18 protein-coding genes are annotated in these 21,088 nt (G+C 70.0%); 6 read left to right on the top strand and 12 right to left on the bottom strand.

Annotated elements, in window-relative coordinates; all coding sequences use genetic code 11:
* Positions 1-289 precede the first annotated feature (289 nt).
* Positions 290-1,009 carry an N-acetylmuramate alpha-1-phosphate uridylyltransferase MurU gene (gene murU / locus Bsp3421_RS27115; RefSeq protein ID WP_273999062.1) on the bottom strand — a complete coding sequence of 240 codons (720 nt, stop codon included), beginning with the start codon at positions 1,007-1,009 and terminating at the stop codon, positions 290-292.
* Positions 1,010-1,013: 4 nt separating this feature from the next.
* Positions 1,014-2,048 carry an aminoglycoside phosphotransferase family protein gene (locus Bsp3421_RS27110; RefSeq protein ID WP_273999060.1) on the bottom strand — a complete coding sequence of 345 codons (1,035 nt, stop codon included), beginning with the start codon at positions 2,046-2,048 and terminating at the stop codon, positions 1,014-1,016.
* Between the two features lie 214 nt (positions 2,049-2,262).
* Between Bsp3421_RS27110 and Bsp3421_RS27105 the strand changes: the two genes are divergently transcribed.
* The 4 genes from Bsp3421_RS27105 (at position 2,263) to rsmA (ending at position 7,927) form a co-directional block, all read left to right on the top strand.
* Positions 2,263-4,626, top strand: coding sequence for an LPS-assembly protein LptD (locus tag Bsp3421_RS27105; protein ID WP_273999059.1), 2,364 nt, complete (start codon positions 2,263-2,265; stop codon positions 4,624-4,626).
* A gap of 75 nt (positions 4,627-4,701) precedes the next feature.
* Positions 4,702-6,060 carry a peptidylprolyl isomerase gene (locus Bsp3421_RS27100; RefSeq protein WP_273999058.1) on the top strand — a complete coding sequence of 453 codons (1,359 nt, stop codon included), beginning with the start codon at positions 4,702-4,704 and terminating at the stop codon, positions 6,058-6,060.
* 10 nt (positions 6,061-6,070) lie between these two features.
* Positions 6,071-7,057 (top strand): 4-hydroxythreonine-4-phosphate dehydrogenase PdxA, encoded by a 987-nt coding sequence (pdxA, locus tag Bsp3421_RS27095; protein ID WP_273999057.1) that lies wholly within the window; start codon positions 6,071-6,073, stop codon positions 7,055-7,057.
* A gap of 42 nt (positions 7,058-7,099) precedes the next feature.
* The gene (gene rsmA / locus Bsp3421_RS27090; RefSeq protein WP_273999056.1) at positions 7,100-7,927 is read left to right on the top strand and encodes a 16S rRNA (adenine(1518)-N(6)/adenine(1519)-N(6))-dimethyltransferase RsmA; all 828 of its coding nucleotides are present in this window, start codon (positions 7,100-7,102) and stop codon (positions 7,925-7,927) included.
* A 34-nt stretch (positions 7,928-7,961) separates the two neighbouring features.
* On the opposite strand, the gene Bsp3421_RS27085 is transcribed toward rsmA, so the two are convergent.
* Entirely contained in the window at positions 7,962-8,897 is a 936-nt protein-coding gene (locus Bsp3421_RS27085; RefSeq protein ID WP_273999055.1) for a DMT family transporter, read from the bottom strand.
* Positions 8,898-9,060: 163 nt separating this feature from the next.
* Between Bsp3421_RS27085 and gloA the strand changes: the two genes are divergently transcribed.
* A complete protein-coding gene (gene gloA / locus Bsp3421_RS27080; RefSeq protein WP_273999054.1) occupies positions 9,061-9,450 on the top strand; it encodes a lactoylglutathione lyase in 390 nt (129 codons plus the stop codon).
* 99 nt (positions 9,451-9,549) lie between these two features.
* Here gloA and Bsp3421_RS27075 read toward each other — a convergent pair whose 3' ends face one another.
* Genes Bsp3421_RS27075 through glyQ form a run of 5 tightly spaced genes read right to left on the bottom strand, consistent with a single transcriptional unit; the run spans position 9,550 to position 14,986 of the window.
* Positions 9,550-10,410: a M48 family metallopeptidase gene (locus tag Bsp3421_RS27075; RefSeq protein WP_273999052.1), complete on the bottom strand. Its 861-nt coding sequence runs from the start codon at positions 10,408-10,410 to the stop codon at positions 9,550-9,552.
* 46 nt (positions 10,411-10,456) lie between these two features.
* A complete protein-coding gene (locus Bsp3421_RS27070) occupies positions 10,457-11,227 on the bottom strand; it encodes a lysophospholipid acyltransferase family protein (RefSeq protein WP_273999051.1) in 771 nt (256 codons plus the stop codon).
* Positions 11,228-11,267: 40 nt separating this feature from the next.
* Complete coding sequence (gene gmhB, locus Bsp3421_RS27065; RefSeq protein WP_252982292.1) at positions 11,268-11,831, bottom strand: D-glycero-beta-D-manno-heptose 1,7-bisphosphate 7-phosphatase; 564 nt, start codon at positions 11,829-11,831, stop codon at positions 11,268-11,270.
* 10 nt (positions 11,832-11,841) lie between these two features.
* Positions 11,842-13,962 carry a glycine--tRNA ligase subunit beta gene (gene glyS / locus Bsp3421_RS27060; protein WP_273999049.1) on the bottom strand — a complete coding sequence of 707 codons (2,121 nt, stop codon included), beginning with the start codon at positions 13,960-13,962 and terminating at the stop codon, positions 11,842-11,844.
* 16 nt (positions 13,963-13,978) lie between these two features.
* Complete coding sequence (glyQ, locus tag Bsp3421_RS27055; protein WP_252982290.1) at positions 13,979-14,986, bottom strand: glycine--tRNA ligase subunit alpha; 1,008 nt, start codon at positions 14,984-14,986, stop codon at positions 13,979-13,981.
* Positions 14,987-15,297: 311 nt separating this feature from the next.
* On the opposite strand from glyQ, the gene Bsp3421_RS27050 reads away from it, so the two are divergent.
* The gene (locus tag Bsp3421_RS27050; RefSeq protein WP_273999048.1) at positions 15,298-16,959 is read left to right on the top strand and encodes a tetratricopeptide repeat protein; all 1,662 of its coding nucleotides are present in this window, start codon (positions 15,298-15,300) and stop codon (positions 16,957-16,959) included.
* 21 nt (positions 16,960-16,980) lie between these two features.
* Here Bsp3421_RS27050 and lnt read toward each other — a convergent pair whose 3' ends face one another.
* The 4 genes from lnt to ybeY all read right to left on the bottom strand — a co-directional run bounded on the left by lnt (position 16,981) and on the right by ybeY (position 21,080).
* Positions 16,981-18,615 (bottom strand): apolipoprotein N-acyltransferase, encoded by a 1,635-nt coding sequence (lnt, locus tag Bsp3421_RS27045; protein ID WP_273999047.1) that lies wholly within the window; start codon positions 18,613-18,615, stop codon positions 16,981-16,983.
* A gap of 44 nt (positions 18,616-18,659) precedes the next feature.
* Complete coding sequence (locus tag Bsp3421_RS27040) at positions 18,660-19,547, bottom strand: HlyC/CorC family transporter (protein WP_273999046.1); 888 nt, start codon at positions 19,545-19,547, stop codon at positions 18,660-18,662.
* A 117-nt stretch (positions 19,548-19,664) separates the two neighbouring features.
* Positions 19,665-20,294 carry a gamma-glutamylcyclotransferase gene (locus Bsp3421_RS27035; protein ID WP_273999045.1) on the bottom strand — a complete coding sequence of 210 codons (630 nt, stop codon included), beginning with the start codon at positions 20,292-20,294 and terminating at the stop codon, positions 19,665-19,667.
* Positions 20,295-20,306: 12 nt separating this feature from the next.
* Positions 20,307-21,080, bottom strand: coding sequence for an rRNA maturation RNase YbeY (gene ybeY / locus Bsp3421_RS27030; protein ID WP_273999044.1), 774 nt, complete (start codon positions 21,078-21,080; stop codon positions 20,307-20,309).
* Between the last annotated feature and the right edge of the window lie 8 nt (positions 21,081-21,088).

Here is a 21,088-nt window from a genome sequence, read left to right as displayed (position 1 = left end):
GATGCGGGATGCGAGGTGCGGGGTGTGGGGTGCGGGATGCGGGATGCGAGGTGCGAGGTGCGAGGTGCGGGATGCGGGATGCGAGGTGCGGGGTGCGGGGTGCGGGGTGCGGGATGCGAGGTGCGGGGTGCGGGGTGTGGGATGCGAGGTGCGGGGTGCGGGGTGCGGGGTGCGGGGTGCGGGGTGCGGGGTGCGAGGTGCGGGGTGCGGGGTGCGGGGTGCGGGGTGCGGGTGCGGGGTGCGGGGTGCGGGTGCGGGCGGGCGCGGAACGCGGCGCCCGCCCGCAGGGTCAGCCGGCGGCCCTGAGCCGCGCGTCGAGCGCGCCCAGTTGCGCGGGCGTGCCGATGTTTTCCCAGAGGCCGGCGTACAGTTCGCCCGTCGCGCGGCGCGCGGCGATCGCCGCGCGGTAATAAGGCGTCAGCGCGCGCCGCGTGCCGGGCGCGAGGTCGTCGAACATCCGCAGGTCGTACAGGCCGATGTTGCCGAACGTGCGGCGCGGCGCGCCGTCGAGCGCGAGCACGCCGTCGGCCGGCAGCGCGAAATCGCCGTCCGGATGGAACGGCGGATTCGGCACCATCACGAGATGCATCGCCGGCTCGGACCGTTCGGCCATCGCCGCGGCCCGCGCGTGCAGCGTCGTGTAATCGAAGTCGCAGTACACGTCGCCGCTCACCGCCGCGAACACCGGCGAGGCGCTCGCGGCCTCGATCAGCGGCCGCGCCTGCGCGATTCCGCCCGCCGTTTCGAGCGCCTCGGTCTCGGGCGAGTAGCGCAGCCGCACGCCCCAGCGCGCGCCGTCGCCGAGCGCGGCCTCGAGTTGCGCGCCGAGCCATGCGTGGTTGATCACGATGGTCGCGAAGCCGGCCGCCGCGAGCCGCTCGATCTGCCAGACGATCAGTGGCTTGCCGCCCGCTTCGAGAAGCGGCTTCGGATGCCGGTCGGTGAGCGGGCGCATCCGTTCGCCGCGCCCGGCGGCGAAGATCATCGCCGTGTCGAGAAGTGCCGTCATGGATTCAGAACGTGTAGCCGACGTCGGCCGATTTGTCTTCGAGTTCGTCGAGCAGCCGTGCGAACGGCGCGAGCGGCCGGTAGCGCTGCGCGACCTTGCGCGCGTAGCCGACGAAACGCGGCAGGTCGCCGAGATAGACCGGCTTGTGGTCACGGTAGTTGATCCGCGCGAACAGCCCCAGCACCTTGATGTGGCGCTGCAGGCCCATCCATTCGAGCTGGCGGTAGAACTCGCCGAAGTCCGGGGCGACCGGCAGCCCGGCCTTCTTCGCCTGCTCCCAGTAATAGGCGAAGCAGTCGAGCTCGAACTCCTCGTCCCAGCTGACGAAGGCGTCGCGCAGCAGCGATACGACGTCGTAGGTGAGCGGGCCGTACACCGCGTCCTGGAAGTCGAGCACGCCGGGGTTCGGCGGCGCCACCATCAGGTTGCGCGGCATGAAGTCGCGCAGCATGTAGCCCTGCGGCTGGGCGCGCGCGCTCGCGATCAGCAGCGCGAAGGTGCGCTCGAGCACGCCGAGCGCCTGGTCGGACAGCGTGCGGCCGAGGTGGCGGCCGACGTACCACTCGGGCATCAGCGCCATCTCGCGGCGCAGGAACGCCTCGTCGAACGGCGGCAGCACGCCTTCGCGGCTCGCGCCCTGCCAGCGGACCAGCGTGTCGAGCGCCGCGCGCAGCAGCGGCCGGGCCGCCTGCGGGTCGGCCGGGTCGAGCACCGAGATGTACGAGGTGCGGCCGAGATCGGTGACGAGCATGAAGCCGGCCTCGAAATCGTGCTCGAGCACCCGCGGCACGTGCACGCCGGCATCGGCCAGCAGTTGCGCGATCTCGACGAATTCGCGGCACTTCTCGGGCGGCGGCGCGTCGACCGCGATCAGCGAGCCCTGCGGCTCGGCGCCGCTCGCGATGCGGAAATACCGGCGGAAGCTCGCGTCGGTGGAGGCGGGTTCGAGCGTGGCGGGGTCGAGCGCGTAGCGCGCGGCGAACGGCGCCAGCCAGGCGGACAGCAGGGCGAGGCGGGAGTCGGCGGAAGGGGGTGTCATTGAAACTCGGGGGAGGGAGTAACGTCTTGCCATATAATACCCCACGACTTTTTTGACGCGTCCCGTGTCAATCCTCGCCGGCGCAGGTTTTGCAGCCCGCTTCGCCGCCCGCCCGATCGCTTCCCTGCGTGTGCGCATGTCGCAGTCACGGTTCGATTGCGCGGGCAGCGGTGCGCAGTGCCTGGCTTGACAGGGCCGATTCGCCCAACGATAGATGCCGCCCAAACCGTTCTACCCGATTGTCTCCTCTCGCGATGCCGCGCCGCGCAGACGGCGGCTCGCGGCCGCGCTGCTCGCGGTGCCGGGCCTCGTGCCGGCGGTGTCGCAGGCCCAGCTGTCGGGGGCGGCCGCCGCGCCCCAGCCGATTGGCACGCCGTGGGACCTGCGGCTCGCGCCCCAGCTGACCGAGCATCCGTCCGCCGGGTCCGGCAAGCCCGCGACCTTCGTGATCGCCGATCACACGAGCGGCACGACCGACCAGGATCTCGCCGCCAAGGGCTCGGCCGAGCTTCGGCGCGGCAACGCGGTGGTCAAGGCGGACGCGCTCCATTACGACGAGGACACCGACCTGGCCGACGCCTACGGGCAGGTGCGGGTCGCGAACGGCGGGACCCTCTTCACGGGCCCCGAGGCGCACCTGAAGGTCGAGGCGAACCAGGGCTTCATGACCACGCCGAAGTACCATTTCTCGGCGACGGGCGGCTCGGGCAGCGCGGAACACGTGCAGATGCTCGACAGCGAGCGCTCGGTGTTCACCAACGGCACCTATACGGCGTGCCAGTGCGCGACCAACCCCGCGTGGTACATCAAGGGCAGCGAGTTCGACTTCGATACCGGCGCGGACGAGGGCACGGCGCGCAACGGCGTGCTGTTCTTCCAGGGCATGCCGATCTTCGCCACCCCGTGGATGACCTTCCCGCTGAGCGGCGAGCGGCGCAGCGGCCTCCTGCCGCCGACCTTCTCGCTGAATTCGGACAACGGCTTCTCGCTGGCGCTGCCGTACTACTTCAACATCGCGCCGAACCGCGACCTGACGATCACGCCCGAGCTGCTCTCGAAGCGCGGCGTGTTCACGCACGCGACGTTCCGCTACCTGTCGCCCAATTATTCCGGCACGCTGACGGGCGAATTCCTGCCTGACGACCGGCTCGCGCAGCGCAACCGCTACGCGATCTACTGGCAGCACCAGCAGAACTTCGGCAACGGTTTCGGCGGCTACGTTTATTACAACAAGGTTTCGGATTCGGCTTATCCGGGAGAGCTCGGCGCGACCAACCAGTTCGTCAACGGCACGCAGACGCTGTACCAGCAGGAAGCCGGGCTGACCTACAACAACGGCCCGTGGTCGGTGCTCACGCGCATGCAGCACTGGCAGACGCTCGCGCCGTCGGTCGCGCCGTACAGCCGCGCGCCGCAGTTGAACGTCAAGTACACGAAGTACAACGTCGGCGGTTTCGACTTCGGCGCGGAAGCCGACTACACGCGCTTCCGGATCACCACCGCGGACCAGCCGGAAGGCGACCGCGTGATGTTCAATCCGTACATCTCGTACGGCGTCTACGGGCCGGGCTACTTCGTCGTGCCGAAGGTGCAGATGCACATGGTGTCGTACGACCTGACGAGCACGTCGGGCGGCGTGCCGGGGCAGCCGAAGCGCTTCACCACGTCGATCCCGACCTTCAGCTTCGACACCGGGCTGATCTTCGACCGCTCGGTGCGGCTGTTCGGCCAGGACTTCATCCAGACGCTGGAGCCGCGCCTTTACTACGTGTACACGCCGTACCGCGACCAGTCGTTCGCGCCGCTGTTCGACACCGTCGATTCCGACTTCGGTCTCGCGGAGATCTTCACGCCGAACACCTTCGTCGGCAACGACCGGATCGCCGATGCGAACCGGCTGACCGCCGCCGTGACGAGCCGCTTCATCAACCCGGCGACGGGCGACGAGCGCGCGCGCTTCGTGATCGCGCAGCAGTATTACTTCAGCGACCAGCGCGTGACGCTGCAGCCGACCCAGACGAAGTCGCAGGCGCAGCACTCGGACCTGATCGTCGGCGCGTCGATCAAGCTCGGCGCGGGGTTCGCGTCGGAGACCTCGTTCCAGTACAACGCCGACAACAACCAGCTCACGAAGTCGAGCATCGGCTTCGGCTTCAGCCCGGGCGAGCGCCGCGTGATCAACGTCGCGTACCGCTATACGCGCTCGAACACGACGCTCGACAACCAGCCGATCAACCAGATCCTCGTGTCGGGCCAGTGGCCGATCACGCGCCGGCTCTATGCGATCGGCCGCTTCAACTACGACCTCGCCAGCCACCGCATGGTCGACGGGCTCGTCGGCTTACAATACGATGCCGACTGCTGGGCGCTCGGCATCGGTATGCAGCGCTTCGCGAACGGCTCGAATCCGTCGTCCGGCCAGCCGACTGCGTCGAGCCGTATGATGGCGCAACTGACGCTGAAGGGGCTGGCGAGCGTTGACAACGGGCTGGTGTCCTCGTTCAGGGCCGGCGTGCCGGGCTACACCCCGCTGCCGCCCGCGCCGCCGCCGTTGTCCCGTTTCAGCAATTACGAATAACCACCGCCAGGGAGACGCCCGCCGCAAGCGGGTCCGGCACCGGATCAGCCCGATTTCAATGGAGTACCTGTGGCAATGAAGAAAACCCTTCGCTTCGCGGCAATCGTGTCCTGCATGGCCGCGCTCGCGTCGTTCGTCACCGTTCCGCCCGCCGCGGCGCAGGCGCTGAGTTCGTCGGGCGCGACGCTCGCCGATGAAGTGGTCGCCGTGGTCAACAACGACGTCATTACCGGCCGCGAGCTGGACCAGCGCGTCGGCCTGATCTCGCGCCGGCTGCAGCAGCAGAACGCGCCGGTTCCGACGCTCGACCAGCTGCGCGCCCAGGTGCTGAACCAGATGGTGCTTGAACGTATCCAGGTGCAGAAGGCGAAGGACGACGGCATCTCGATCGACAACGCGACCGTGCAGGTCACGCTGCAGCGCCTCGCGCAGGCGAACGGCATGACGATCGACCAGTACAAGTCGCGGCTCGAGGCGCAGGGCGTGCCCTGGGACGTGTTCGTGCGCGACGCGCGCACCGAACTGATGCTGTCGAAGCTGCGCGAGAAGGAAGTCGACAGCCGGATCACCGTGTCCGACGCGGAAGTCGCGAACTACATCGCGAGCCAGCGCGGCCCGACGGCCGGCACGCAGCAGGATCTGCGGCTCGAGCACATCTTCGTGAAGGCGCCGGCCAACGCGCCGCAGGCCGAGATCGACGCCGCGCAGAAGAAGGCGGAGGCGCTGCTGCAGCAGGCGCAGGCGCCGGGCGCCAATTTCGGCAAGCTCGCGAAGAGCGAGTCGCAGGCGGACGACGCGAAGAAGGGCGGCGATCTCGGCTTCAAGTCGCCGTCGACGCTGCCGCCCGACGTCGTGCAGGCCGCATCGCAGCTGCGTCCCGGCCAGGTCAACCCGACCCTGATCCGCGTGCCGGACGGCTTCGAGATCGTGCGTCTCGTCGACCGCCGCCAGAGCCAGAGCGCGTCGGCGGCCTCGCCGAAGATCGTGCAGACGCACGTGCGCCACATCCTGCTGCGCGTCGGCGAAGGCAAGTCCGAGTCGCAGGCGCGCGAGCAGCTGGCCGACATCCGCAAGCAGATCGAAGCCGGCGGCGATTTCGCGAAATTCGCGAGCACCTATTCGCAGGACGGTTCCGCGTCGCAGGGCGGCGATCTGGGCTGGATCAGCCCGGGCGAGACCGTGCCCGAGTTCGAGCGCGCGATGAACAACCTGCAGGACGGCCAGGTCAGCAATCCGGTGCGCTCCGAGTATGGCTACCACCTGATCCAGGTGCTCGGCCGCCGCGACGCGGAAGGCTCGGTCCAGCAGCAGATGGATATCGCGCGTCAGGCGATCGGCCAGCGCAAGGCCGAGCAGGCGTACGCCGACTGGCTGCGCGAGCTGCGCGATTCGTCGTACGTGCAGTTCAAGCTGCCGGCGCTGCCGCCGCAGTGACGTCCTGATCATGAGCGCCCCGTTGCAGATCGCGATCACGACCGGCGAACCCGCCGGCGTGGGCCCCGAGCTGACGGCGCGCGCGCTTGCCGAGGCCGGCGCGCGCTGGCCCGGCGTACGCTTCACGGTGCTCGGCGACGCCGAACTGCTCGCCGCGCGCGCGGCGGCGGTCGGGGTCGACTGGGCGGCGCTCACGGCGGGCGACGCGGTGGCGCTCGCGCATCACCCGCTGGCCGTCCCGGCCCTGGCCGGCCGGCTCGACGCGGCGAACGGCCGCTACGTGCTCGGCCTGCTCGACGCGGCGATCGACGGCGCGCTGGCCGGCCGCCACGACGCGATCGTCACGGCGCCGCTGCAGAAAAGCACGATCAATGATGCCGGCGTGCCGTTCACCGGACATACCGAATACCTGGCCGAGCGCACCCATACGCCGCGCGTCGTGATGATGCTGGCGGGCACGGGCGACGCGCCGCTGCGCGTCGCGCTCGCCACCACGCACCTGCCGCTCAAGGACGTGTCGGCCGCGCTCAGCGTCGACGGCCTGATCGAGACCCTCGCCATCGTCGACCGCGACCTGCGCACGGGCTTCGGGCTGGCCGCGCCGCGGATCCTGGTGACGGGGCTCAACCCGCACGCGGGCGAGAACGGTTACCTGGGCCGCGAGGAGATCGACGTGATCGGGCCGGCGCTCGACGCGGCGCGCGCACGCGGCATCGATGCGCGCGGCCCGTATCCGGCCGACACGCTGTTCCAGCCGCGCTACCTGCGCGATGCCGACTGCGTGCTCGCGATGTTCCACGACCAGGGCCTGCCGGTGCTCAAGTACGCCACCTTCGGCGAAGGCATCAACATCACGCTCGGCCTGCCGATCATCCGCACCTCGGTCGATCACGGCACCGCGCTCGATCTCGCGGGCACGGGCCGTGCCGATCCCGGCAGCCTGATCGCCGCCCTCGACACGGCCGTCACGATGGCGCGCCATCGGCGCGCCGGCTGAATTTTTCCGCTTCTTTCCGCTTCATCCGTTTTCTTATTTTCGATGTCGAACAGCAGACAGCATCAGGGACACATGGCGCGCAAGCGCTTCGGACAGAACTTTCTGGTCGACCACGGGGTGATCGACTCGATCGTGTCCGCCATTCGTCCCGAGCGCGGCGAACGCATGGTCGAGATCGGGCCGGGGCTCGGCGCGCTGACCGGGCCCGTGATCGAGCGGCTGGCGACGCCCGAGTCGCCGCTGCATGCGGTGGAACTCGACCGCGACCTGATCGGGCGCCTGCAGAAACGCTTCGGCGCGCTGCTCGAACTGCATGCGGGCGATGCGCTCGCGTTCGATTTCGGCGCGCTCGCGCGCCCCGGCGATGCGCCGTCGCTGCGCATCATCGGCAACCTGCCGTACAACATTTCGAGCCCGCTGCTGTTCCACCTGATGACGTTCGCGCCGTGCGTCGTCGACCAGCATTTCATGCTGCAGAACGAGGTGGTGGAGCGGATGGTCGCCGAGCCGGGCACCAAGGCGTTCAGCCGCCTGTCGGTGATGCTCCAGTACCGCTACGTGATGGACAAGCTGATCGACGTGCCGCCGGAGTCGTTCCAGCCGCCGCCGAAGGTCGACTCCGCGATCGTGCGGATGATTCCATACGCGCCGCACGAGTTGTCCGAGGTCGATCAGGGCGTGCTCGGCGAGGTGGTGACGGCGGCGTTCTCGCAGCGCCGCAAGATGCTGCGCAACACGCTCGGCGCCTATCGCGACGCGATCGACTTCGAGGCGCTCGGCTTCGATCTCGCGCGCCGCGCGGAGGATGTCGAGGTGGCCGAGTACGTGCGCGTCGCCCAGGCCGTCCAGGCGGCTCGCGCGGCCGACTGAGCGCCGCGCGGCCGAGCCGTCGCGTGTCCTGCCGTCAGCGCGCGGCGCGCGGCGGCGTGTTGACGAGCGCGATGCCGGCCAGCACGAGCGCGGCCGCCGACAGGAAGCGCACGCCGACCGATTCGCCGAGGAACAGCACGCCGAAGCTCACGCCGAACAGCGGCGACAGGAAGGTGAACACCGACAGCCGCGACGCCATGTAGCGCGTGAGCAGCCAGAACCACGCGAGATAGCTGAAGAACGCGACGATCACCGCCTGGTAGGCGAGGCTCGCGGCCACGCGCGGCGTGACGTGCGCGACGGTGGTCTGCCCGAGCAGCGCGGCGAGCGCGAGCAGCAGCACGGCCGATACCGTGAGCTGATAGAACAGCGCCTTGCTCGCGCTGCCGCGCGACAGCGAGGTCGCGCGCACCACCAGCGTGGTGCCGGCCCACATCACGCCGCCGAGCACGCCGAGCGCGTCGCCGATCAGGCCGGCCAGCGCATGCGCGCCCGCCGCGGGGCGCGCGAACCCATCCGCGAATGCGACCGCGATGCCGGCGAAGGCGAGCCCGATGCCCGCCCACTGGATGCCGCGCATTCTTTCCCCGGGCACGAACAGATGCAGGCCCAGCGCGATGAAGCAGGGCGCGCTGTAGAGGAAGATCGCCATGCGCGCTGCGCTCGTCAGCGTCAGGCCGATGAACACGCACAGGAATTCGCCGGCGAACAAGGCGCCCGCGGCGAGGCCGGGGCCGAGCGTGCCGTCGGCCGTGAACAGCGGCGTGCCGCGCAAGCGGGCCCAGGCCCATACGAGGAGCGCCGCGACCGCGGAGCGCAGGCCGGCCTGGAGCAGCGGCGGGACCGTCGCATTGGCGCTCTTGATCGCGACCTGCTGGAATCCCCAGATCGCGCACAGCAGGACCATCACGCCGATCGCGCGGGTGTCGAGGGTGCGGCGGGGCATGGCAAAGGCGAGGCTGCTGCTCATCACGGTATCCGGGGACGCGGCGCAAGGGAGGTCGGGCGGGTGCCGGGCGATGTTAACCGATCGGCCCGCGTGGCGCTTGGCGTCGGGCGCGGCCGGGCCCGGCGGGATTCGCGCGGCTCTGGTACATTCGCAGGTTCAAGCAAGTCCCCACGGAGTACATGGAATGCGATTGCTACATACGATGCTGCGCGTCGGCGACCTCGACCGCTCGATCCAGTTTTACACCGAGCTGCTCGGCATGCGGCTGCTGCGCCGCGACGACTATCCGGAAGGCCGGTTCACGCTCGCGTTCGTCGGCTACGACGACGAGCGCGACGGCACGGTGCTGGAGCTCACGCACAACTGGGACACGCCCTCGTATGAACTGGGCGCCGGCTTCGGCCACCTCGCTGTCGAGGTCGACGATGCCTACCAGGCCTGCGACCGGATCAAGGCGCAGGGCGGCAAGGTGACCCGCGAGGCGGGCCCGATGAAGCACGGCACCACGGTGATCGCGTTCGTCGAGGATCCGGACGGCTACAAGATCGAGTTCATCCAGCGCAAGGCTCACTGAATGCGCTGAGCGCGACGCGCGGCAGGCTGTGCAACGCAGCCGGGCCGCGTGCTTGCGCGCCGGGCGGTCCGTCTGGGTCCGGCCCGGCGAACGCCGGCCTTACAGCGTCGGCAGCAGCTCGGGCGGGTGATGCTTGAGTGTGTGCCGCGCTTCGCGGAATTCCGGAAAGATCGATTCGACCGTCTGCCAGAACGCGGGGCTGTGGTTCATCTCGCGCAGGTGCGACAGCTCGTGGGCGACCACGTAGTCGATGATCGACATCGGAAAGTGGATCAGCCGCCAGTTCAGGCGGATCTTGCCGTCGCTCGAGCAGCTGCCCCAGCGGGTGGCGGCCGACGACAGCGCATAGGTGGCGTAGGTCACGTCGAGCTTCTCGGCGTACACCGAGAGGCGCTCGCCGAAGATGCGCTTTGCCTCGCCCTGCAGCCAGCCCTGCACCCGATCCTTGATCTGCTGGTCGTCCGCATGCGCGGGCAGGCCGAGCGCGAGCGTCGCGCGTTCGGCGTCGAACGCGAGCGTGCCGCCGGGCGCGGCGAGCGCGATGTCCACGGGCTTGCCGAGATAGGGAATCTGCGCGCCGTCGCGCCAGTCGATCTGCGGCAGCGCGCGCTGCTCGACGCGCGTCTTCCATTCGGCGAGCTTCGCGAAGATCCAGCGGCGCTTCTCGGTGATCGAGGCTTCGATGTCGGCGAGCGTGACCCAGCGCGGCGCGGTGATGGTGAGGCCGGTGCCGTCGATCACGAAGCCGATCGTGCGGCGCGCGGAGCGCTTCAGCCGGTACTCGAGCACGCGCCCGTCGAGCGGCAGCGTGCGGCGCGAACGGTCGTGGGCGGGGGGCGGCGGCGCGCTCGGTGCGGCGGCGGGCGACGGCGCCGCCGCCGGCCCATCGAAGAGCGGCAGGTCCAGCTGTTGGTGATCGAGAGCCACGACGGCAGGCCGCGGCCTGGAACGCTTGGACATCAGTTCGCTTCGTTTGGCGTTGCGCAATGGGTGAAACTCGCTTGACTCAGATACGCACGGCGTCGGCCGACGGGGCGGCGCTGCCGCCTTCATGCGGGTAGGCGGTCGGATCGATGCGGCGCATTTCCGCTTCGATCCAGGATTCGACGCGGTTGTTCAATTCGTCAGGCGTCAGGCCTTGCGAATCGATCGGCTTGCCGATCGATACCGTGACTATACCCGGATACTTCATGAACGAATTGCGCGGCCAGACGCGCCCTGCGTTGTGCGCGATCGGCACGACGGGCGCGCCGGCGGCGATCGCGAAACGCGCGCCGCCGGTCTTGTACTTGCCCTGGCGGCCGGTCGGGGTGCGCGTGCCTTCCGGGAACATGATCATCCATGCGCCTTCGTCGAGCCGCTTGCGCCCCTGGCGGATCACCGAGTCGAACGCGTGCTTGCCTTCGCGGCGATTGATGTTGACCATGTGCAGCAGGCCGAGCGCCCAGCCGAAGAACGGCACGTACAGCAGCTCGCGCTTGAACACGTAGCACATCGGGCGCGGCATCAGCGCCGGGAACGCGAACGTCTCCCAGGCCGACTGATGCTTCGACAGCAGCACGGCCGGGCCGTTAGGGAGGTTCTCGTAGCCCTCGATCCGGTAGCGGATGCCGTTCAGCCAGCGCGCCACGAACAGCGTCGACTTGCACCAGCCGGCCGCCATCCAGTAGCGCGCGTCGGAGCGCATGAACGGGAACGCGATGAAGCACGCGGTCGCATACGGGACCGTGTACAGAACGAAATAAACCAACAGCAGCAGGGAACGGACTAGACGCATCGGCGTGGCCTGGATCGTGTGGAGCGCGCGGCTGGGCGCGTCACTCCTGTTCTTGGGAGAGGAAGTCCAGCGCGAACGCGCGCAGGTCGTCGTGGACCCGCGTGCCGTCAGGCAGGCCGCCGGCCGCGAGCGTCTTGCGCCCTTTGCCGGTCAGCACCAGGTGCGGCTGGAAACCGAGCGCGGCGCCCGCCTGCAGGTCGCGCAGCGAATCGCCGACCATCGGCGTGTCGGCGGGCTCGACCTCGAAGCGTTCGGCGATCATCTGCATCATGCCGGGCTTCGGCTTGCGGCAGTCGCAGTGATCGTCGGCCGTGTGCGGGCAGAAGAACACCGCGTCGATGCGCGCGCCGACCGCCGCCGCCGCGCGATGCATCTTCAGATGCATCGCGTTGAGCGCCGCCATGTCGAACAGGCCGCGCCCGATGCCGGACTGGTTGGTCGCGACGACGACGCGGTAGCCCGCATGGTTGAGCCGCGCGATCGCCTCGAGGGCGCCCGGCAGCGCGATCCATTCGTCGGGCGTCTTGATGAACGCATCCGAATCGACGTTGATCACGCCGTCCCGGTCGAGAACCACGAGCTTCTTGGTGGCGCTGGTCGGCATCGTCGGCTCCTCAGGCGGCCAGCTTCGAGATGTCGGCGACGCTGTTCATCTGCACGTGCAGCGCGCCGAGCAGGGCGAGGCGGTTGTCGCGCACGGCGGGATCGTCGACGTTCACCATCACGTCCTTGAAGAACGTGTCGACCGCGTCGCGCAATTGCGCGAGCGCCGACAGCGCGCCAGCGAACTCGCCGCGGGCCAGCTGTTCCTGCACGCGCGGCGCGACCTGGTCGAGCTGGCGGTTCAGTTCCTTCTCGGCGTCCTCGACAAGCAGTTCGGCGCGCACCGCGTCGGCCGGTGCGCCGGCTCCCGGTGCGCCGTCGCTCTTCGACTTCTTCAGGATGTTCGAGATCCGCTTGTTCGCGGCCGCGAGCGCTTCCGCCTCCGCGAGGCCCGCGAACGCGCGCACCGCGTCGAGACGCGCGACGAGGTCGTCGACGCGGTTCGGTTCGAGGCTCAGCACCGCGTCGATCTCGGCCGCCGTGTAGCCGCGCTCGCGCAGCAGCCCGCGCAGGCGGTCGATGAAGAACGCGTGGATCGCATCGGTCGATTCGGCGACGCCGGCCACGCCCGCGAAGCGCGCGTGGGCCGCGCGCAGCAGCCGCTTCAGGTCGAGCGGCAGCTGCTTCTCGACCAGCAGGCGCAGCACGCCGAGCGCATGGCGGCGCAGCGCGAACGGATCCTTCTCGCCCGTCGGCGCGAGGCCGATGCCCCAGATGCCGACGATTGTCTCGAGCTTGTCGGCGAGCGCGACGGCGGTCGACACCGGCGTGGTCGGCAGCGCATCGCCGGAGAAGCGCGGCTGGTAGTGCTCGGTGCACGCGAGCGCGACGTCGTCCGCTTCGCCGTCGTGGCGCGCGTAGTAGGTGCCCATCGTGCCCTGCAGCTCGGGGAACTCGCCGACCATGTCGGTCAGCAGGTCGGCCTTCGCGAGGTGCGCGGCGCGCTTCGCCTGCCCGGCGTCGGCGCCGATCGCGGGCGCGATCTCGCCCGCCAGCGCTTCGAGGCGCTCGACGCGCGCGAGCGCCGAGCCGAGCTTGTTGTGATAGACGACGTTCGCGAGCAGCGGCACGCGTGCCGCGAGCGGCTTCTTCTTGTCCTGCTCGAAGAAGAACTTCGCGTCGGCGAGGCGCGGGCGCACGACGCGCTCGTTGCCCTCGACGATCTCGTCCGGCGTTTTCGTGTCGATGTTCGACACGATCAGGAAGCGGGAGCGCAGCTTGCCCGACGCATCGGTGAGCGCGAAGTACTTCTGGTTGGTCTGCATGGTGAGGATCAGGCATTCCTGCGGCACCTGCAGGAATTCGTCCTCGAAGCGGCACGGATAGACGACCGGCCATTCGACGAGCGCGGTGACCTCGTCGAGCAGCGCATCGGGCATCACCACGTCGTCGCCGCCGGCCTGCGCGTGCAGGTGGGTGCGGATCGTTTCCTTGCGGTCGGCGAAGTGCGCGATCACGCGGCCCTTGTCGCGCAGCACGTCCGCGTACTGGCCCGCGTGCGGGATCGCGACGAGGCCGTCCGACAGGAAGCGGTGGCCGAGCGTGGTGTCGCCGGCGTCGATGCCGAACGCGCTGACGGGCACGATGCGGGCGTCGTGCAGCACGGTCAGGCGATGCACCGGGCGCACGAACTGCACGTCGGTGCCGTCCGGGCGCTGGTAGGTCATGACCTTCGGGATCGGCAGCTTGGCGAGCGTCTCGTCGAGCGCGGCCTGCAGGCCGTCGGCGAGCGTCGCGCCGGGCGCCGCGTAGTTGACGAAGAAGGCCTCGGCCTTGCCGTCCTGCGCGCGTTCGAGATCGGCGATCGACAGGTTCGGGAAGCCGAGCGCCGCGAGCTTCTTCGCGAGCGGCGCGGTGGGGTTGCCGGCGGGGTCGAGCGCGACCGACACCGGCAGCACTTTCTCGCGCACCTGTTTTTCGGGCGCGACGGCGCGCACGTTGCGCACGACCACGGCGAGGCGGCGCGGCGTCGCGTAGCGTTCGAACGCGAGTTCGCCGTCGATCAGGTCGCGCGCGGCGAGGCGTTGCGCGATGCCCTCGGCGAAGGCGTCGCCGAGCCGGGCGAGCGCCTTCGGCGGCAGTTCTTCAGTCAGCAGCTCGACGAGCAGCGGAGCGGGATGGTTTTGCGTCATGGTGGGGGAAATCTCGTCAGTCCTGATCGATCTTGCGTTCGGCCTTGAGGGGCGGCGCCCATGCGGGCTGCGCGGCGTCCTGCGCGTCGGTGGTGAGGCCCGGCACGCCCGGCACCGGATTGCCGACCATCGGGAAGCCGAGCTTTTCGCGCGAGGCGTAGTACGCCTGCGCGACGAGGCGCGACAGCGCGCGGATCCGGCCGATGTAGGCGGCGCGTTCGGTCACCGAGATCGCGCCGCGCGCGTCGAGCAGGTTGAACGTGTGGCCGGCCTTCAGCACCAGCTCGTACGCGGGCAGCGCGAGCTGCGCGTCGATCATGCGCTTCGCCTCGGCCTCGTAGCTGTTGAAGAACGTGAACAGCAGGTCGACGTTCGCGTGCTCGAAGTTGTAGGTCGACTGCTCGACCTCGTTCTGGTGATAGACGTCGCCGTAGGTCAGGCGGCGCAGCTCGGGGCCGTTCGGGCCCTGCTCCGTCCATTCCGTCCAGATCAGGTCGTAGACGTTCTCGACCTTCTGCAGGTACATCGCGAGGCGTTCGAGCCCGTAGGTGATCTCGCCGAGCACGGGCTTGCAGTCGAGGCCGCCGACCTGCTGGAAGTAGGTGAACTGCGTGACCTCCATGCCGTTCAGCCAGACTTCCCAGCCGAGGCCCCAGGCGCCGAGGGTCGGGTTCTCCCAGTCGTCCTCGACGAAGCGCACGTCGTTCTGCTTCAGGTCGAAGCCGAGCGCCTCGAGCGAGCCGAGGTACAGGTCGAGGATGTTTTCCGGGGCCGGCTTGAGCACCACCTGGTACTGGTAGTAGTGCTGCAGGCGGTTCGGGTTCTCGCCGTAGCGGCCGTCCTTCGGACGGCGCGAGGGCTGGACGTACGCGGCGCGCCACGGCTCGGGGCCGATCGCGCGCAGGAACGTGTGCACGTGCGACGTGCCCGCGCCGACTTCCATGTCGATCGGCTGGAGCAGGGCGCAACCCTGCTTGTCCCAGTAGGACTGGAGCGTCAGGATGATTTGCTGAAACGTAAGCATGAGTGGCCTTCGTGGCGCTGGGCTCCGGTGCGGCCGGACGGGGCGAGGCCCGCGCGGCCGCGCGCGGCGCGCGGCTTGGGTGTGCTGAAACGCGTAATTTTACCGGATCGGCGCGCCGCTGCGGCCGCGGGCGCGCGGCGCGGGCTCGCGGGCCCGCCGGCGGCGCGTCGCGGGGCGGGCGCAGGCGGGCCCGGAACGGCGCGTCCGGGCGTTCGCGCACGCGGGGCAACGTCGGCATGACTGCACGGAATCGCTTGCGCGCGCGACGGAACCGGTAAGATGTGCAGATCAGAATTCGCGCGCCCGATCCCATGACCTCCACCGTTCCGCAGTTGCCGCTCCTGCCGCCCCTCCTCGCGTTCCTGCGCCGCGCGCTCGAGGCGGGCAACGCCGGCCGGGCCGGGACGCGCGCGCTGTGGCTCGATGCGGCCGCGCACCTGCACCGCCTCGACGACGCCGCGATCCGCCAGCTGACCGGGGTGCTGCTGCGCGAAGGCCACGGCGCCGACGCGCTCGCGCTCGCGGAGCTGCAATGGCGGCTGCATCCGGATTCGGCGGATGCCGGCTTCAACTACGGCTACACACTGCAGCTCGCCGGGCGCCATGCCGATGCGGTCGCGCCGTACCGGGCGGTGCTCGCGCATACGCCCGACTGGCCGTCGCTGCGCAACAACCTGGCGATCGCGATCCGCTTGTCGGGCGGCGACCCGGCCGACGAGAACGCGCTGCTGGAAGAGGCGGTGCGGGTCGAGCCGCGCGACGTCGACGCGTGGATCAACCTGGTCACCGTGCGGATCGCCCGTTTCGACCTCGAGGGCGCGTTGAGTGCGGCCGACACCGCCCTCGCGCTCGCGCCGGACAATCCGCTCGCGCTGAACAACGCGGCGAGCGCCTGCAAGGAGGCGCAGCGCTGGGACGATGCCGAGCGCTTCACGCGCCTCGCGTGCGAGCGCGCGCCCGACGATCCGACCTATCGCTTCAATCTGGCGATCCTGCATCTGGTGCGCGGCGATTACGCGACGGGCTGGGCGGAGCACGAAGCGCGCTGGGCGGGCTCGGGCGAGCTGCGCGGCAAGCTGCCCACGTTGCCCGCGCCGCGCTGGCGCGGCGAGCCGCTGGCGGGCAAGACGCTGCTGCTGTGGGGCGAGCAGGGGATGGGCGACCTGCTGCAGTTCTGTCGCTACGTGCCGGTGTTGGCCGAGCGTGTGCATCGCGAGGGCGGCCGGCTGCTGTGGAACACCTTCCCGCCGCTCGCCGCGCTGCTTGAGCGCACGCTCGGCGAGCACGTCGACGGATTCAGCGCGGGCGGCGGCGTCAAGGCGCTGCCTGCCTGCGACTACGAAGTGCCGTTGATGAGCGTGCCCTGGCTGCTCGGGCTCGGCGATGCGGCGCTCGGCGAGACCGTGCCGTACCTGCGCGCCGATCAGGAGGCGCGCGACGCGTGGCGCGCGCGGCTCGACGCCGGCGACGAGGCGGCCGCGCCGGGCGTGCGGCGGTTCCGGGTCGGTCTGGCCTGGACGGGCAGCCTGACCCATCAGCGCAATCCGTTGCGGCGGGTCGGGCTCGAGCGCTACGCGGCCGCGTTCGGCGGGCTGGAGGGCGTGGCGTTCCATTCGCTGCAGCCGGGCGCGGATCAGGACGTCGCGGCCGCGCGGGCGGCCGGCTTCCCCGTGATCGATCACACCGACGCGCTGCGCAGCTTCGACGATACGGCGGCGCTGATCGCGTCGCTCGATCTGGTCGTGACGGTCTGCACCTCGGTCGCGCATCTGGCCGGCGCGCTCGGCCGGCCGACCTGGGTGCTGCTCGACGTGAATCCGCATTGGCCGTGGCGGCTCGAGCGGCGCGACAGCCCGTCGTATCCGAGCGTGACGCTGTATCGGCAGTCGGCCTTCACGCAGTGGGAGCCGGTGCTCGAGGCGGTCGCGCGCGACCTGCGCGCGCTGGTGTCCGGCGCGGACTGGGCCGCCTGAAGGCGCGGGCGCGCCTGCGCGTCAGCCGCGGCGGCGCAGGCGCGGGCCGAACGCGAAGCCGAAGGCGAGCAGCACCAGCGACAGCGCGAGCACGGCGGTATTGCCGCTCGTCACGTAGGGCGTGCTGCCCGTCGTGCCTTCGACGCGCACGTCGAGCACGCCGATCGTGAACGGGCGCAGCTTGCCGATCACGCGGCCGCGCGCGTCGATGGCGGCCGTCATGCCGGTGTTGGTCGCGCGCAGCATGGGCCGGCCGGTTTCGAGCGAGCGCATCCGCGCGATCTGCAGGTGCTGGTCGAGCGCGATGGTGTCGCCGAACCACGCGAGGTTGGTCACGTTGACGAGCACGCCCGGCGGTTGCGGGTTGTCGCGGATCGTCGCGGCGATTTCCTCGCCGAAGATGTCCTCGTAGCAGATGTCCGCCATCACCGGCTGGTTGTGCACGAGGAACGGCCGCTGCACCGGCGCGCCGCGCGCGAAGTCGCCGAGCGGCATCTTCATCAGGTCGACGAACCAGCGGAATCCCCACGGGATGAACTCGCCGAACGGCACCAGGTGATGCTTGTCGTAGTGGTAGATGTCCTTCGAGTTCGGCGTGACGCCGTACAGGCTGTTGGTGTAGTCGATGATCCGGCCGTCGTCGGTCACCGTTGCGCCCACCGCGCCGAACAGCACCGCCGAGCCGGTCGTGTCGCTGAACTTGCGTATCGCGCGCGCGAACGGCTCGGGCAGCTCCTGGATCAGCACGGCGATCGCGGTCTCCGGCGTGACGATCAGGTCGGCCGGCTTGTCGGTGATCATCTTCTGGTACATCGCGATCGCGGCGACGATGCCGGCTTCCTCGAACTTGACGTCCTGCTTCACGTTGCCTTGCAGCAGCCGGACGCTGAGCGGCGCGTTCGCGGGCACGGTCCACGGCACTTGGGCGAGCGCGAGGCCGCCCGCGACGAGCGCGAGCGCGAGCGCCGCCGGCGCGGCCGCGCCGGCCGACGCGCGGCCGGGCGTGCGCCAGCGCACGAGGGCCTGCACGACGAGCGCCGCGAACAGCGCGAGCACCCAGCCGATGCCGTACACCCCGACCAGCGCCGCGTAGCCGGCGAACGGCCCGTCGACCTGCGGATAGCCGCTCGCGAGCCACGGGAAGCCGGTAAACAGGGTGCCGCGCAGCCACTCGCCGAGCGCCCAGGCGCTCGCGAAGGCGAACGCGCCGTGCCAGGTCGGCGAGAACGGCCGGGCCTCGGCGCGGCCGTTGCCGGGACGGCCCGCGCACCATGACCACAGCAGCGCCGAGAGCGCCGGATAAGCCGACAGGTACAGGCAGAACAGCACGAGCGCGCCGCCCGCCAGCGGCGCGGCCATCTCGCCGTACACGTGCATGCTGATGTACAGCCACCAGATGCCGCTGAGGAAGTTGCCGAAGCCGAACGCGGCGCCCGTGAGCGCGGCGCGCGCGCGGCTCGTGGTGCGCACGAGCTGCGCGTAGAACCACGCGAACACCAGCAGTTGCAGCCAGCCCCCGTGCGGCGTCGGCGCGAAGGTCAGCGTGTTGGCCGCGCCCGCCAGCAGTGCGGCCGGGTAGTGCCAGCCCGGCAGCGCACGGCCGGATGCGGAAAAAGCGGCGCCGCGCCGCGGGCGGGACGGGATCGGATCGGCCATGCGAGAGCGTCGGATGCGAGGGAGGGGACGAAGCGGCCCGGCGTTCAGTCGTCGCCGGCGGATGCGCTGCGGCGGCCGGCAAGCGGATCGCGGCGCACCAGCAGCACGTGGACCTGACGCGCGTCGCCGCGCTGGATTTCGAAGATCAGGTTGTCGAGGCGCAGCTTCTCGCCCCGATGCGGCACGCGGCCGAAGTGATGCGTGATGAGGCCGCCGATCGTGTCGACTTCGTCGTCGGGGAAATCGGTGCCGAACGTCTCGTTGAACTGCTCGATCTCGGTCAGCGCGCGCACGCGGTAGCGGCCGTCCGGCGCCGAGATGATGTTGCCGCTTTCCTCGTCGAAGTCGTATTCGTCCTCGATGTCGCCGACGATCTGTTCGAGCACGTCCTCGATCGTGATGAGGCCCGCCACGCCGCCGTACTCGTCGACGACGATCGCGAGGTGGTTGCGGTTCACGCGGAAGTCGTGCAGCAGCACGTTCAGGCGCTTCGATTCCGGGATGAACACGGCCGGGCGCAGCATTCCGCGCACATCGAACTCTTCTTCGGCGTAGAAGCGCAGCAGGTCCTTCGCGAGCAGCACGCCGATCACGTTGTCGCGGTTGTCTTCGTAGACGGGGTAGCGCGAATGGGCCTTTTCCAGCACGAAGGGGATGAAATCCTCGGGCTTGTCGGCGATGTTGAGCGCGTCCATCTGGGCGCGGGGCACCATGATGTCGCGCGCGCACAGGTCGGAGACCTGGAACACGCCTTCGATCATCGACAGCGAATCGGCGTCGATCAGGTTGCGTTCGTGCGCGTCCTGCAGGATTTCGAGCAGCTCGGCCCGGGAGTCGGGCTCGGGCGAGATGAAGTCGGTCAGGCGCTCGAGCAGCGAGCGCTTTTCATGCGGTTTGTCGGTGAATTTTCGACTGGGATAGGAATCGTTCATGGTGGTGCGCCTGGTTTCGGTTGGGGCGCGCTGTCACGGAATGATCAAGGATACACCAAGGTCGTGGCGTCGCTGTGTCGGCCTCGCCGTAACGGCCTCGCGGTACGGCCGGGCCGCTCAGCGGCAGCGCGCGAGCAGCGCCTCGAGCGCGCGGTCGGGGATGCCGCTGTCGCGCAGCGCGGCGACGGTGCGGCTCACGTAGTCGAGGGTCGTACCGTAGCGGCCCTGCGCGCAGTCGAACACCGCCTTGACGATCGCGTCGTCGAGCTTGCCGGTGTAGGTCGGCGCTTCGCGGCGCATCACGAACGCGAGCGCGGGCACGCGCGCGCCGTTCGCGAGCTGGCAGGGCAGCCAGGCCGGGCGGTACGAGCCCATCGGCATCTCGCGTTTCCACAGCGCTTCGAGGTGCGGCAGCGCGGTCGGTCCGGCGAGCCGGAACGCGATGCCGCTGCACGAGCCGCCGCGGTCCAGCGCGAGCACGAGGCCCGGCTGTGCGGGCGTGCCGCGGTTCACGCGCGACCACAGGTACAGGCCGCGGTGGTAGCCGTGCACGCGCGCGCGCAGCGCCTCGGCCACCGGCAGCCCCGGGTTCCAGATCAGCGAGCCATAGCCGAACAGCCACAGGTCGCGCTGGCCGTCCCAGCCGCCGAGCGTCGCGGCGAGCGATGCGCTCAGCTCGGCCTCCGACAGGAGCCGGCCTTCGCCGAGCGCGGCGGGCGGGTACGCTGAAGCAGCGGGCGCGTTCACGGCGGCGCGGGCTTACTGGTAAGGATTCGGAAAGCCGAGCTTCGCGAGGATGTCGATTTCGAGCGCTTCCATCTCGGCGGCATCCGCCTCGCCCGTCTCGTGGTCATAGCCCTGCGCGTGCAGCGCGCCGTGCACGAGCAGGTGCGCGTAGTGCGCCTCGAGCGGCTTGCCCTGCGCCTTGGCTTCCTTTTCGACGACCGGGCAGCACAGCACCAGGTCGCCGACCACCGCGCCCGTCGGCGAATCGCCGTAGGCGAAGGTCAGCACGTTGGTCGCGTAGTCCTTGTGCCGGTACTCGCCGTTGAGCGAGCGGCCTTCCTTCGTGCCGACGAAACGCACCGTCAGCTCGGCCGCGTCGAGGATCGCCGGGGCGAGCCATTCGGCGATCAGCTTGCGCTTGGGCAGGGTCTTGCGCACGGCGGCCGTGATCTCGTCGCCGTACTGCACCGACAGCGCAAGCGCCGGCTCGGCCGCGCCCGCGTAGTCCTCGTCGGCCACCGGCGCGGGTTCCGCGCCGACATGCACGGTCACGCTGTCGTAGTGCTCGGGACGCAGCCCGAGCGTGGCGCGCTGCGCCGGGTCGGCATGCTGCGCGACGATCGCGACCGCGGCGTCGCCGGAGCTGCCGGACAGATCGAACATCAGGCTGCGGCCGTCGGCGAAGTCGATGCGCAGCGCCTGCGCGGCGACGGTCTTGACTTTGCCCTTCGCGTCGAACAGCGACAGGCGGGGGAGGTCGGCGGCGGCGGCCGCGCGTCGGGGGGAAGCTTGGCGTGACGATTTCATGGAGCGGG

The organism is Burkholderia sp. FERM BP-3421, from assembly GCF_028657905.1.
GTDB lineage: Bacteria > Pseudomonadota > Gammaproteobacteria > Burkholderiales > Burkholderiaceae > Burkholderia.
Note: the sequence above shows the minus strand (reverse complement) of the source record. Positions and strands in the feature narration are given on the sequence as shown.

Coding starts and splice junctions, on each gene's coding strand:
- murU (WP_273999062.1), bottom strand. CDS start 1,009: ATGACGGCACTTCTCGACACGGCGATGATCTTCGCCGCCGGGCGCGGC.
- Bsp3421_RS27110 (WP_273999060.1), bottom strand. CDS start 2,048: ATGACACCCCCTTCCGCCGACTCCCGCCTCGCCCTGCTGTCCGCCTGG.
- Bsp3421_RS27105 (WP_273999059.1), top strand. CDS start 2,263: ATGCCGCCCAAACCGTTCTACCCGATTGTCTCCTCTCGCGATGCCGCG.
- Bsp3421_RS27100 (WP_273999058.1), top strand. CDS start 4,702: ATGAAGAAAACCCTTCGCTTCGCGGCAATCGTGTCCTGCATGGCCGCG.
- pdxA (WP_273999057.1), top strand. CDS start 6,071: ATGAGCGCCCCGTTGCAGATCGCGATCACGACCGGCGAACCCGCCGGC.
- rsmA (WP_273999056.1), top strand. CDS start 7,100: ATGTCGAACAGCAGACAGCATCAGGGACACATGGCGCGCAAGCGCTTC.
- Bsp3421_RS27085 (WP_273999055.1), bottom strand. CDS start 8,897: ATGAGCAGCAGCCTCGCCTTTGCCATGCCCCGCCGCACCCTCGACACC.
- gloA (WP_273999054.1), top strand. CDS start 9,061: ATGCGATTGCTACATACGATGCTGCGCGTCGGCGACCTCGACCGCTCG.
- Bsp3421_RS27075 (WP_273999052.1), bottom strand. CDS start 10,410: ATGTCCAAGCGTTCCAGGCCGCGGCCTGCCGTCGTGGCTCTCGATCAC.
- Bsp3421_RS27070 (WP_273999051.1), bottom strand. CDS start 11,227: ATGCGTCTAGTCCGTTCCCTGCTGCTGTTGGTTTATTTCGTTCTGTAC.
- gmhB (WP_252982292.1), bottom strand. CDS start 11,831: ATGCCGACCAGCGCCACCAAGAAGCTCGTGGTTCTCGACCGGGACGGC.
- glyS (WP_273999049.1), bottom strand. CDS start 13,962: ATGACGCAAAACCATCCCGCTCCGCTGCTCGTCGAGCTGCTGACTGAA.
- glyQ (WP_252982290.1), bottom strand. CDS start 14,986: ATGCTTACGTTTCAGCAAATCATCCTGACGCTCCAGTCCTACTGGGAC.
- Bsp3421_RS27050 (WP_273999048.1), top strand. CDS start 15,298: ATGACCTCCACCGTTCCGCAGTTGCCGCTCCTGCCGCCCCTCCTCGCG.
- lnt (WP_273999047.1), bottom strand. CDS start 18,615: ATGGCCGATCCGATCCCGTCCCGCCCGCGGCGCGGCGCCGCTTTTTCC.
- Bsp3421_RS27040 (WP_273999046.1), bottom strand. CDS start 19,547: ATGAACGATTCCTATCCCAGTCGAAAATTCACCGACAAACCGCATGAA.
- ybeY (WP_273999044.1), bottom strand. CDS start 21,080: ATGAAATCGTCACGCCAAGCTTCCCCCCGACGCGCGGCCGCCGCCGCC.